The sequence below is a fragment of the Pseudomonas sp. P5_A12 genome (assembly GCF_056400685.1).
In genome coordinates this window covers 64,710-77,652 of sequence record NZ_JBFUKU010000002.1, presented here as the reverse complement: position 1 = coordinate 77,652, position 12,943 = coordinate 64,710, and the positions used below count along the sequence as shown (strand labels likewise).

10 protein-coding genes are annotated in these 12,943 nt (G+C 55.8%); 7 read left to right on the top strand and 3 right to left on the bottom strand.

Annotation, left to right across the window (positions count from 1 at the left end; genetic code table 11):
• From AC1DSG_RS00825 to AC1DSG_RS00800, 6 genes are all read left to right on the top strand, one after another.
• Window positions 1–1,060 (top strand): type IV secretory system conjugative DNA transfer family protein (locus tag AC1DSG_RS00825; RefSeq protein WP_477789150.1); only part of this gene is annotated, 1,060 nt, incomplete at its 5' end.
• On the top strand, window positions 1,057–1,608 hold the full coding sequence (gene traF / locus AC1DSG_RS00820; protein ID WP_477789149.1) for a conjugative transfer signal peptidase TraF: 552 nt from the start codon (window positions 1,057–1,059) through the stop codon (window positions 1,606–1,608). The genes AC1DSG_RS00825 and traF, both read left to right, overlap by 4 nt.
• Before the next feature lie 4 nt (window positions 1,609–1,612).
• A complete protein-coding gene (locus AC1DSG_RS00815) occupies window positions 1,613–3,700 on the top strand; it encodes a DNA topoisomerase 3 (RefSeq protein ID WP_477789148.1) in 2,088 nt (695 codons plus the stop codon).
• A gap of 2 nt (window positions 3,701–3,702) precedes the next feature.
• A complete protein-coding gene (locus AC1DSG_RS00810; RefSeq protein WP_477789147.1) occupies window positions 3,703–3,861 on the top strand; it encodes a hypothetical protein in 159 nt (52 codons plus the stop codon).
• A gap of 15 nt (window positions 3,862–3,876) precedes the next feature.
• The gene (locus tag AC1DSG_RS00805) at window positions 3,877–7,857 is read left to right on the top strand and encodes a zincin-like metallopeptidase domain-containing protein (RefSeq protein WP_477789146.1); all 3,981 of its coding nucleotides are present in this window, start codon (window positions 3,877–3,879) and stop codon (window positions 7,855–7,857) included.
• Window positions 7,858–7,865: 8 nt separating this feature from the next.
• Window positions 7,866–8,708: a KfrB domain-containing protein gene (locus AC1DSG_RS00800; RefSeq protein WP_477789145.1), complete on the top strand. Its 843-nt coding sequence runs from the start codon at window positions 7,866–7,868 to the stop codon at window positions 8,706–8,708.
• 248 nt (window positions 8,709–8,956) lie between these two features.
• On the opposite strand, the gene tnpC is transcribed toward AC1DSG_RS00800, so the two are convergent.
• The 3 genes from tnpC to tnpA form a co-directional block, all read right to left on the bottom strand.
• Window positions 8,957–10,504, bottom strand: a complete 1,548-nt coding sequence (gene tnpC / locus AC1DSG_RS00795) for an IS66 family transposase (protein WP_477789144.1) — start codon at window positions 10,502–10,504, stop codon at window positions 8,957–8,959.
• Between the two features lie 61 nt (window positions 10,505–10,565).
• Window positions 10,566–10,901 carry an IS66 family insertion sequence element accessory protein TnpB gene (tnpB, locus tag AC1DSG_RS00790; RefSeq protein ID WP_057397211.1) on the bottom strand — a complete coding sequence of 112 codons (336 nt, stop codon included), beginning with the start codon at window positions 10,899–10,901 and terminating at the stop codon, window positions 10,566–10,568.
• Entirely contained in the window at window positions 10,898–11,221 is a 324-nt protein-coding gene (gene tnpA, locus AC1DSG_RS00785; RefSeq protein WP_477789143.1) for an IS66-like element accessory protein TnpA, read from the bottom strand. Before tnpA ends, tnpB begins: the two co-directional genes overlap by 4 nt.
• A gap of 147 nt (window positions 11,222–11,368) precedes the next feature.
• Here tnpA and AC1DSG_RS00780 point away from each other — a divergent pair, with 147 nt between their 5' ends.
• Window positions 11,369–11,857, top strand: coding sequence for a hypothetical protein (locus AC1DSG_RS00780; protein ID WP_477789142.1), 489 nt, complete (start codon window positions 11,369–11,371; stop codon window positions 11,855–11,857).
• Window positions 11,858–12,943 lie beyond the last annotated feature (1,086 nt).

Genomic DNA, 12,943 nt, shown 5'->3' with positions numbered 1-12,943 from the left:
TTACGTCGATACCATGCTTGCCGATCCCAACAGGGACGTTGGCGAACTATGGATGGAAATGACGCAGTACAGTCACGTCAATGGCGAGAATCATCCGGTCATTGGATCGGCTGGACGCGACATGATGGATAGGCCGGAAGAAGAAGCGGGCTCGGTTCTGTCTACCGCGAAATCGTATCTGGCCCTTTATCGTGATCCAGTTGTAGCGCGTAACGTCAGCAAGTCGCAGTGGCGCATCAAAGACTTGATGAACCATGACAGCCCGGTAAGCCTGTACATCGTTACCCAGCCAAACGACAAGGCTCGGTTGCGGCCATTGGTGCGCGTCCTGGTCAACATGATTGTTCGCTTGCTTGCAGACAAAATGGAGTTTGAGCGCGTCAATGCAGAAATGCCGGCCTGGCCTCGTTTCCTAGATCGACTGGGATTCAAACAGCAGGCCCTTTCCTACGTTCGTTCCAAGAAGAATTACAAACATCGCCTGCTTGGCATGATTGACGAATTCCCAAGCCTCGGGAAGCTGGAAATCCTGCAAGAGTCGCTGGCTTTCGTTGCTGGCTATGGGATCAAGTTCTATCTGATTTGCCAGGATATTAACCAGCTCAAGAGCCGCGAAACAGGCTACGGCCCTGACGAAACGATTACCTCTAACTGCCACGTACAGAATGCCTATCCACCTAACCGGATCGAAACCGCACAGCACCTTTCCAAGCTGACCGGCGTTACTACGGTCGTGAAGGAGCAAATCACTACCAGCGGCAAGCGCGCTGGTGTGTTCATGGGGCAAGTATCCAGGACGATGCAGGAAGTCCAGCGGCCATTGCTGACCGATGATGAATGCTTGCGCATGCCTGGCCCTAAAAAAGACTCGGAAGGTCAGATTACCCAGGCGGGGGATATGGTCGTTTACGTCGCAGGCTTCCCGGCCATTTATGGCGAGCAGCCTCTGTACTTCCAAGACCCGACATTCACCGCGCGCGCGGCCGTCGAGGAACCAAAGGACACCGACAGGCTGCGCCTGCAAAACGAACCAACGGCTAAGGAGGCCATTGCCATATGACTATGCGCAAGGGCCTTCGGATCGTCGCAGGTATCACCCTCGCTGCAAGTATTGGCGTGGGGGTAGTCGCAGGCGGTATTTACGCAGCAGGTGGTCGATTCAATACGAGTAAGAGCCTAGAGCTTGGTTTGTACTGGATTACTGACGCGCCAATCACTAAAGGCGCATATGTGATGTTCTGCCCGCCAGAGCGGAAAGTCTTTGTGGACGCCAAAGCGCGGGGATACATCGACGCCGGTTTTTGCCCTGGAAACTTCGGCCACCTGATGAAGAAAATTTTAGCTGCTAAAGGCGACACCATCGCCGTGACACCGCAGGGCGTGACGGTCAACGGTGAAATCCTTCCCTACAGCAAACCTGTAGCCGAAGACGGTGTAGGCCGTCCACTGCCCCAGCTTTCCTCGGAGCGTTACACGCTGGGCGCCTCAGAGCTTTTGCTTATGTCCGATAGCAGCCCTACATCCTTCGATGGCCGTTATTTCGGCCCGATTACTCGCAGCCAGGTCACGTCGGTGATTCGGCCTGTACTGACCTGGAAAGGAGAATGACCGTATGCGTCTATTCATCGCAGAGAAACCATCCGTAGCAAAAGCAATCGCCGCCGAGTTGGGCCAAACCGGCAAGGGTAAGGGCTACATCGAGTGCGGTTCTGACATAGTGACCTGGTTTTTCGGGCACATGCTGGAGCAGGCTGACCCCGATACTTACACTGCCGCAGACGCACCGCGCGCGGAGAACGGGAAAAAAATCTGGCGTATCGAAGACCTGCCAATTATCCCGGAAGAATGGCAATACAACCCGCGCGACGACGCCCAGGAGCAATTGGACATTGTTGCCAGGCTCTACGCGAAAGCCGATCAAATTGTTCATGCCGGCGACCCGGACAGGGAAGGGCAACTGCTTGTCGATCAGCCAGTAAGACTGCTGTTCGGCAACAACAAACCAGTAATGCGTTACTGGTGCAGCGCGCTTGATTCAGTGTCCGTGCGCCGGGGCCTGGACTCCCTCAAAGACAACAAGGCATATGCAGGCTTCGCAGATGCAGCGGAAGCGCGTGGACGCGCTGACTGGCTGATTGGGATGAACCTCAGTCGTGCATTCACACTGCGCGCGATCCGAGGCGGTTCGCGGGCACTGCTGACAGTCGGTCGAGTACAAACACCGACCTTGAATCTGGTTGTTATGCGTGACCGACTGATTGAAGGCTTCAAGGCGATTCCATTCCACGGAATCCGTGCAGCCTTCAAGCACGAAGGCGGTCAGTTTTTGGCCGACTGGAGGCCGCGCGAAGATCAGGAAGGTTTGGACGAAGAAGGTCGCTTGACCAATACCGCCGTGGCAGATGCCCTGGTCAAATCGTTGTCCGGACAGGCCGGCAAAATCACAAGCTACAAGCAAGAGCCGAAGACGAAAGCACAGCCAAAATCACTGTCGCTTACAGACGTTACCGTTCTGGCGTCCAAACACTTTGGCTACAGTGCCGCTACAGTTTTGGCCACCTGCCAATCGCTGTATGAAACTCACAAGCTCACGTCCTACCCGCGTACAGATTGCGCCTATTTGCCCGAGTCGCAATTTGCTGATGCGCCGGCCATCCTGGAAGCGCTCAAAGGTGTAGTGCCAGAGCTGGAAAGTCTGATTGACGGGGCCAACCCAAAAATCAAATCCAAGACCTGGAACGACGCAAAAGTCACTGCGCACCACGGCATCATTCCAACCGTTCAGGCTGGTGATGCGTCGAAGCTCAGCAGTGAAGAACGAGCCATTCACAACCTCATTGTTCGTTACTACCTGGCTCAGTTTTACCCCGTTCATGAGTATCTGAATACCGCTGTCGAGCTGGACGTTTCCGGCGAACAGTTTTTTGCTCACGGTAACGTGGTAACAAAAAATGGCTGGAAAGACGCTTTCGGCGTTGACGCTTCCAACGACTCCGAGGAAGGCGAAGGTGATGGCGAAGACGCAGGGTCGCAAAGCCTGCCAAGTATGAAAACTGGCGATCAGACCGCTTGCCTCAAAGCTATGCGCCGCGACTCCAAGACCAAGCCACCGGCCCGATTCACCGAAGGCTCTTTGACCCAGGCGATGGAGAACATCCACAAGTACGTGGACGACAAAGAGCATAAAAAAATGCTCCGCGACGGTGACGGCATTGGCACCTCAGCTACTCGCGCTTCAATCATCGAAGAATTGAAACGCCGCAACTTCCTGGCCGACAAGGGCAAGGCTCTTGTCAGTACCGAGCTGGGCCGCAGCATGATCGACGCTTTGCCAGAAGTCGTGAAAAGCCCAGTGCTGACCGCGATGTATGAGCGCATGTTGCTCGCCATCGAGCAGGGCGGCGGTGATATGCAGGCATTCATGGATAAACAAGAAACGCTTATCCGCGACCAGGTGGCTAAAGCCAACCAGGGCGCAGTAAAAATCGCCGGAGCCAAGCAGGCGCCGAAAGTCTCCACCATTTACAAATGCAGCCAATGCCAAAAGGGCCTGATTCGCCGCGATGGCAAGAAGCCCAACACTCATTTTTGGGCGTGCAGCGGGTACCCAACTTGCTCCGCTAGCTATCCCGATTTCAAAGGCAAACCGAATCTGGCCAAGGCCAACATCGCCAAGCCCGCCGTTGCGAAAGGAGCATGACCATGAGTGACCAAAATGATGTGCTTAATGAAAAGCTGACCGACGCAATGGTGCCGGGTTTTGAAGTCGAGTTTGACCCCGACGAAGCCGACCAGGCCGGCAGTTTCACGGAAGACGCCTTGAGCGTCGAGGACGCCGCTGAAAGCAGCGACGACCAATAACGGAGGCGACATTCAATGACGTTATCCGTCGATGATGCCAAGGCGTTAGTAATCGAGTTCTGCGCTACCTACCCGGTAGCGTCCACAATTAGCTACAAGCTCAGAGAAACCCAGGAGGAACTTTATGGACCGCAAGCCACCAGAGAAGCCGTTGGAGGAATCCTCGGTTCATTTCGTCCCGGAATCCGACAAGCAGACTTTGCCACTTCCAATTTTCGTGACTCGGACGAGTTTAAAGAAACTCTTAGGCACGAGATCCTTGGACACTTTGGGATCAACACCTTCACCCCCGCCGAAAAACGAGCAGTCCTAGACGGAATTATCGCCGCCCGCGAAGAACCCGGAATGTCCGATCTTTGGGCCGAAGTTGCTCAGCTCTATCCAGAGGCAGACGACTCGCTAAAAGCAGAGGAGGTGTTCGCATTTGCGTGCGAACCACTTAATCGGCAGACGCCTGGCAATGCGATTGAGGGCAACCGAGTGTTCGTTGAAACCTGTATCGAGCGTTCGCGACCGATGCGGATCAACGACCTTATCACCATCACGGCAATGGTTGCCGAAGGGATGCACGACCGCAGCCGGTCACAGCAAAACTTCCCTGAATCTGATAACGCCCAGTTCAAGCGGGAACAAGCCATGGAACCTAAAAAACCATTCCACGAAGTAGTGGCAGAAAAGCTGATCGAGCAGCTAAAGCAAGGCACGGCCCCTTGGCAGATGCCTTGGAAGGCCGGAGACGGCGGCGGCATGATGCCCTTCAACCCTACTACCGGCAAACGGTACAAGGGTATCAACGCCATTCATTTGCTTTCTCAGGGCCGCGACGATCAGCGCTGGTTGACGTTCAACCAGGCCAAGGCAGCCGGCGCCCAGGTACGCAAGGGCGAAAAAAGCACATCCATCCAGTATTGGAAGTTTGAAGAAGAACAAACCAAGCGCGACGAGAACAACAAGCCAGTGCTGGACGGTAAGGGCGATCCGGTCAAGGTTCGCGTGCGCCTGGAGCGGCCGAAAATGTTCATGGCGAACGTCTTCAACGCAGAACAGATCGACGGCTTGCCTCTTTATCAGAAACCAGCCCAGACGTGGAATGCACTGGAGCGTGCAGAGACGATCCTGCAAGCCTCCGGGGCTGATATTCGGCACGGTGGCGATAGGGCGTATTACAGGCCATCTACTGACAACATTCAGTTGCCAGACAAGGCCCAATTCCCCAGCGCCGATAACTACTACGCAACGGCGCTTCATGAGCTGGGCCACTGGACGGGCCACGGCTCGCGCCTTGATCGGGACTTGTCACATCCGTTCGGGTCGGAAGGGTACGCCAAAGAAGAATTGCGCGCTGAAATCGCAAGCATGATCCTAGGTGATGAGCTGGGCATTGGGCATGACCCAGGCCAGCACGCATCCTATGTTCAGTCCTGGATTAAGGCTCTGCAGAACGACCCGCTGGAGATTTTCCGCGCGGCCTCTGACGCAGAAAAAATTCAGACCTTTGTTCTCGGCCTGGAGCAGCAGCAGATCCAGACGCAGGGCCAAACGCAACAACCTCAAAAGCTCAAGGACGAGCCGAACGAGCAGGGGGCAAGTATGCAGATCCCGGCACAGCCAGAGCGCCCGAACATTCAGGCCGAGGACTGGGCATTGCGCGCCATTGAGCGCGCAGACCTTGACCAAGTAGCACGACGAATGACTGACGATCAGTTGCAAGTCTTTGACCAGGTGCTGGCCGCCATGCAGCCGCTGGCCAACGACAATGCTTTTTGGGCGCAGCGCGAAGAAGCGATGGAGGCGATGTTTAATGACGTGGATACCGTTGCCGAAAAAATCCAGCGTGCGCAAGAAGTCGTTGCCGATGAACAGCACCGCCGCGCTGATGTAGCGAAGCGTGACCAGGTGCAGGAAAGCGTCAATGTTGCGCCTGAGCCAATGCCGCTAAACCCTAACGAGCAGATGGTTGCGACCGCGTTGCGCAATGTACGCAGCGAGCCGGAGCCTGAATTAAAGGCAAGTTTTGGGCGCCTGCTTGGCGTCACCAGTGGGCAAGCGTTGGGCTACGAATTGCCGGGTGATTGGTCGGGTGAAACTCAGGTCGTGGGTATTGCTACAGATCCTGACAAGGAAGGCGTTCACATGGTTGAAGGTGATGAGGCGCCGGAGTTTTACGGCCTGTATGCCCGCGACCAGGAAGGCAAGGCCGTTTGGTTGGCTGATTACGAAACCCAGGAAGAAGCACAAAATCAGGCCGACCGACTGGCGGCGATCAATAGCCATGCCCAGGTTGAGGCGAATGCCATCGACCGCCCGGTTTTAGTGGTTAAAGAAAGCGAGGCCGTAATAGAACAGGCTGCGCAGAGCAACCAGGCACCGGCCACGGATAAAACCTACCTTCATGTTCCATTCAAGGAGAAGGAGCAGGCTAGTGAGCTGGGCGCCAAATGGGATCGGCAGGAAAAGTCCTGGTACATCCCGGCCGACCTCGACAAAGAGGCGTTCGCTCATTGGCTGAATCCGGCCCCGAAGGTGGAAGCCGCGGAAACCGCGCAAGAGCGTACAGAGGCCCCTCAAGTGGCATCCACGCCTAAATCCGCGCGCGAGTACCTAGCGGTTCCCTACGGCGAAAGATCGGCTGCAAAGGCCGCTGGAGCCGCTTGGGATAAGGCTGCGAAGTCCTGGTACATCGGCCCTGATGGAGATACAGCCGCCCTGGCCCGTTGGAAGCCTGAAAACGTCAGCAACGAACAGTCGCCGGCACTGGATGTACGCGAAGAGTTCATTGGCGCTATGGAGGCCGTGGGCCTGATTCCGGGAGGGAAAGATAACCATCCCATCATGGATGGAAAAAAACACCGTGTTCCTGTCGTTGGTGGCAGAACAGGCGCAACGGATGGCTTCTATGTTGCTCATTTAGACGGTCATCCCGCAGGCGTTTTGATAAACAACAAAACCGGCGTCGATATGAAGTGGAAAAGCAAAGGCTATTCCCTTACCGACGAGCAAAAAGCAACCTTGCAGGCCGATGCTGCAACCAAGCTACAGGCCCGGGAAGCCGCATTGCTCAAAACGCATGAAGCCGTTGCAGCGAAAGTAACTCGCAGCATGGAAAGCCTGGTGCCCGTGGTCGAGCTGACCCCGTACATGAGTGCAAAAGGAATCCAGCCCTTGTCTGGCGTCCTAACCGACAAAGCCGGCAAAGAAACAGTGATTCCGGCCATAGACGAAAATGGCAAGCAGTGGACAGCCCAATACATCCAGAAAGACGGCACCAAGCGCTTTGCCAAGGATGGTCGGAAGGAGGGGTGTTTTCACCCGTTGGGTGGCCTCGATGCGCTTGCAGCGGCGCCGGTTATTGTCATCGCCGAAGGCTATGCAACAGCAAGCACACTGGCTTCCAGCCTCGGCCATGCAACCGTGGCCGCTTTCGACTCCGGCAACCTGCCGGCCGTGGCGAAAGCATTGCACGCGAAATTCCCTGATAAGCCGATCGTCATCGCTGGCGACGACGATCGGCACCAGGTCATGACCCACGGTACTAATGCTGGTCGAACGAAAGCGGTTGAAGCGGCCAAGGCAGTAGGAGGGAAAGCCATATTCCCTACCTTCGCACCTGGAGAGGTTGTTTACCCCGACACGCTGCCAGCAATCACCCCCCAGGCTTATCGCAAGCACACGCAAGCTGCTGGAGAACTCAAGGCGTTGATTAGCCAAGATGGCCCTTCGGCCGGCGATCCTGCGCAATCTGAACGAGCTGCGGAGTTGAAGGCAGAAATGCTCAGTGATGCGCAGCTTGCAGCCCTGGACAAAATGAAACGGCTTACTGACTTCAACGACCTTGCAACAAAAAGCTCACTCGAGCGCGAGGGGTTGGAACGCCAAGTGAACAACGCCGTTGCCAAGGTCATCGAGCAGCACCAGGTCAAGGTACAGCAGCCCATCCAGGAGCGCGTCCAAGGCATCGAGGACAAGCAGCAAACCCGTCGCGTCATTAGCCGCTAGGAGGCGTCGTGAGCGACGGAACACAAGTGTCACAAGACGAAAAGGAGATACATATGAAACACGGAGAAAGTGGCGGCCCCGAGCCGTTGACGTTCACCCATAACGGTCAGCCGGCCACGATTGACCTGGAGCGCTTTAAGCCACAACCGCAGGCCGAACAGCCAGCCCCAGTCGAAGTAAAGCGTCCAGTAGCCCCGGAGCCGCTGACGTTCACCCATAACGGTGAACCAGCCACGATCAACCTGGAGCGCTTCCAGCAGCAGCCGCAGGCCGAGCCGTTGACGTTCACCCATAACGGTCAGCCGGCCACAGTTGACCTGGAGCGTTTTACGCGACAACCCCAAAAGGAGATACACATGAAGCACGGCGAAATTGGTGCCCCGCGCAATACTGGCGACGTAGGGGTCGCTCCAGTGCCTGAAGTTGGATCGGTCAAAATTGTGATCCTGAACGGTAGCCGGCAGATCGACCAGGTTGTACCTGGAGTCGGGCAAAACGGCGCCGCTGGGTGGCAAACCCAAAAGGTGCTTGGCGAAAACGGCCTGCCAAAAGGTATTTATCAACTGAGCGGCGCGAATGATGCGAGCAAGAAGGTTCACCCTCAGCAATTCGGTGGCCAGGTGCTGCACGTCGATAAGCAGAATGTCTATCAGTTCGGCCCGGACGATGGCAAAGGCAAGACCACCGTTGTGAAACACGACCGCAAAATTTTCGACCAGGCACTGGGGAAAGAACCAGTGGTAGGGCAATGCTACGAAGTGTCTTATTCCCGTGGGGTTGGCAAAGTGAAGGGTGAGCTATCGCAGGAGGAGGGCGCCAAGCTTCAGAACAGGAAGGTCAACAAAATCTGATACGCGCCTGCTGCTAGAGGCTGCTGAAACGATGAAAAGGCTGGGGTTATTCCTGGCCTTTTTTAGCCGCTTAATGAAACAGAGCTGGCTAATGTGAAATTGCACTCTACTTGACCACCCGCTTGCATTCGACCTGACCAGTCATTTCCTCCAATTCGCCGCGCACAAATCAACCGCCCTTCCAAGGCGGTTTTTTTGTGCCCGGCGTTCGCGCGTGAGTATGCGTCCGGGCATCACGTCTTGCGTGATTAAACCGGCTTCCAATTATGTGGAAGCAGCTGCTCGATTTCACTCGCCCGCTGCGTCGGCAGGCGCGTGAGAACATCCTTTAGATAAGCGTACGGATCATGACCATTCAGCCGCGCAGACTGGATCAAGCTCATGATCGCCGCCGCCCTTTTTCCGCTGCGTAGCGATCCGGCGAAGAGCCAGTTTTTGCGTCCAAGAGCCCATGGTCGGATCTGGTTCTCCGCCCAATTATTATCAATGGGTACGGCCCCGTCATTGAGGTAACGCGACAGCGCTGCCCAGCGTTTGAGGCTGTAATCGAGTGCTCTGCTGATAGCCGAACCTTCGGGCACAAGATCACGCTGGGCGATCATCCAGGCATGCATCCTATCCATCACCGGCCCGGCTTTTTCTTGTCGTATTCGGCGCCGTAAATCCGGTTGCAGATCGCGGACTTCGCTCTCGATTTCATACAGCAACTGGATGTAGCGCAGGGCCTGCTCGGCGACCTGGCTTTTGTTGGTGGCGTGCAATTCAAAGAACTTGCGCCGGGCATGGGCCATGCAGCCGATCTCCGTCACGCCGAGTTCGAAGCTGGCTTTGTAACCGCCAAAATCGTCGCAGACCAACTTACCTTTCCAGTCTTGCAGGAAGTTGCGAGCATGCTCACCGGCGCGGCTGGGGCTGAAGTCATAGACGACAGCGGCTGTTTCGCAGAACTGGCTGGTGGCGTAAGCCCAAACATAAGAACGGTGGGTTTTTTTCGAGCCCGGAGCAAGSATCTGAACAGGTGTTTCATCCGCGTGGATGACTTGCTGTCCCATCACCACGTCACGCAGGGCATCGACCAGGGGCTGCAACTGCACGCCCGTAACGCCCACCCATTGAGCCAAAGTCGAGCGTGGAATCGCCAAGCCGGCGCGACCGAAAATCGATTCCTGACGATAAAGCGGCAGATGGTCAGCGAACTTCGCGATCATGACGTGGGCCAGCAATCCTGCGGTCGGGATGCCCTTGTCGATGACCTGCGCCGGTACAGGCGCCTGGATCAGTGTTTCGCAGTCATCGCAAACCCACTTGCCACGAACATGGCGCTCAACGGTGAAAACGCCTGGTGTGTAGTCCAGCTTCTCACTGACGTCCTCACCAATGCGCTTGAGTGCACAGCCGCAAGGGCAGTGAGTGTTATCCGGTTCGTGGTGGATCAGCGTGCGTGGGAACTCCGGCGGCAACGCCGTACGCTTAGGTTTTTGCTTTTTCTCGGTCGCCGCTGGCGTTATTTGCAACGCTTGGAGCTCGGCCTCAATCGCCGCGATATCGGTATCGATCAGGTCATCAAGCAGGCTGGCCTGCTCAGGATTCATCTGCTCACTGCGCTTGGCAAACTTCAAACGCTTGAGTTGCGCGATCTCGTGGGTCAGCTTCTCGATCACCGTTTGATCGCGGTTGATCTTCTTGCCCATGGTTTCGACCGTCTTGCCCATGGTCTCGACTTGCGACAGCAACTGCGCAGCGAAGGCACGCAGTTGGTCGGGGGTCATTTGATCGAGATTGGGCGAGGAAGTCATGCCGTGGATTTTACCAAAGCCGACCACCGGCGACAGCCAGCCAATACGCTAATTACAGTTTTTAAAGCAACGTGATTGCACCGCCAGCTCCAACACGTTGCCAAGGTAGACCGAGCACCAAGGCCTGAAGTTGTTCGGTATCCAACTGCATTTCGCTGCCTTGACGAAGGCTTGGCCAGTGAAATTTGCCCTGGTTCAAGCGACGTGCGGCCAGCCAAACACCAATCCCATCGTGTACCAGCACTTTCATGCGATTGGCCCGGCGATTGGCAAACAGATAAGCGCAGTGCGGCTTCGCCGCACCGAAGACCGCGATCACCCTGGCCAGCGCGGTCTCGGTACCGGCGCGCATGTCCATGGGCTCGGTGGCGAGCCAGATGGCGTCGATGCGGATCATCGCAACAGGTCTCGAAGGAACGCGGCGCAGGCAGCAGCACTATCGGTTGGCCAATTCACTTTGACGGTGCCGCGTGGATGCAGAATCTCAACACTGATATTCGATGAAGATAGGTGCGCTGTTGTTTGCATAGGCAATGGGATGAATGCAGGTTGAAGCGCCGAGCTTTTCTGCGTTTGCACCCGAATCCATTTGTGCACGAGGTTGGCGTTGAGTCTATGGCTGAGGGCGATGCTGGCGATCGATGCGCCGGGCTGGGCGCACTCTTGAATGACCTGAGCCTTGAAGGATTTGGAATAGGAACGGCGCGTTGGCTGCATGAAATACCCGCTTAAAAGGCTAGAACTGGTGCCCACTTAAATTTAAGTGCACACCATGTCTTGGCGTTGCGGGGCTGGGTAGATGACTTGGCCGGACGCATACGCGCGTGACGCGCCCCTGCTCAACCCGAAACGGCGGGGCTTTCTATGGACGAAAAAAAACCGCTCAAGCCGAAGCTCAAGCGGTTCCTCTTGCCGACCTTTTTACAGGTCCTTGAAGCGATCTCGCCACAGTTCGTAAACGTGATGGACACGTACACAAACCAGCAAGACGTCCCACACATGCTTCAGCAATTTCCGCATGGTTTGGCCCTTATGGTTGGGCCAACCTCCAGCACACTCCCCGGACTTGTGTGCCTTCGGGATCACGTGAATGCTCCCTGTGAGGTGGCGAAGCTGATGGACACCGTCCTGAGTCATCCGCACGGCTTCCTTAAGGCCGTGTCAGGAGGTGGTCAGCGCGCGTCGGGCCATGCCGGCCGGGACACACGCGGTACTGGCCCTATGGTAACGAGTATTTTCCAGCCGTGGTGCGGCGTAATGGCTCACGGAACGGACGACGGCGGTCGCATTTCCGTCGGAGCGAGGATTTACGGGGCCTTGAGCGAGTTGGCGGGCGAAGATTTTTTTTTCTGAATTTTTGCCCTGTTTTATTTTTGCTCAAAAAACCATCAAAAACAGACTTTTTTACTACATCTTGTGTTTTGCGCGCGCCACGAAACCGTCAATCGTTAATTATTGCCACCAGTAGTGCCACCTTGTACCCTGTCGGTACGTGAATGCTCCCTGTGAGTACGCAAGCCCGGCCCTTACCGGACTTGCCACGAAAAAGCCGCCCTCCTTAAGGCGGCTTTTTTTTGCCTGCGATTCAGGCCCGTGACCGGTCACAGCTCCACGATAAACCCGCGCAGCCCGATACCATCCGCAAACCGGCCCACCGCCGTCAAACTCGCCCAGGTGCGCACCTTCTCCCGCCGTGAGCGCACCGGCACCCAGCGCGCGCCGCGTACCTGGTCGGACGATTTACCGAGTCCTGGTACCGAGCATTTGAAAAAGATGTTTTTGTGTTTGCGAAAAACGACGGACGAAAAAAAACCGCCCGTAGGAAGGCGGTTTTTCTTTCTAAAAAAGGCTTAGACCCTTTTTAGAGACTCGTTGAGAGCGTCAGACRGGCCGATAGTAAAGCGTCGTTAATTATGGTGCCACTAAAATTACCCAACAATGCACACCATCGGTCGAACAGTAGCCGAATTGAGCGTCGAATTGGCCCCGCAAAACCCCCGGTAAAGACCCATTAAAAATGGGTAGTTAAGTAATTCTATTCGTCGGGATATTTGCGAATGTCTACTGCGCTACAGGCCTTATGCCAAAAGGGTTTGCGACCTTATCCACAACTTAGTGCATCAAGTTTCATAGGAATTAGAGATGAATTGAGTTTGAACCTGCAGAATTCCATATTACAGTAGCTCCAGATTCAAAAGCAGGCCCTCGGGCAGAACGGGTGTAGGAACCCTGACCGATGTCTAGAGGCCGATTTATCCCCCCTATCCAGCTCGTTGGGAGCGTCAGACACTCCCTTCAGCGTGCGCGTTCCGGTCGGTGCCGCTGTAGAGCAGGACCCTTTTACAGGTACTGGCATATGGACGATTTCGTTCGTATTCTTCGGCACCTGCTTACAGCTGCTGTGTGCGTACATCGTGCTTATCAGCTGTGGCAGGATCG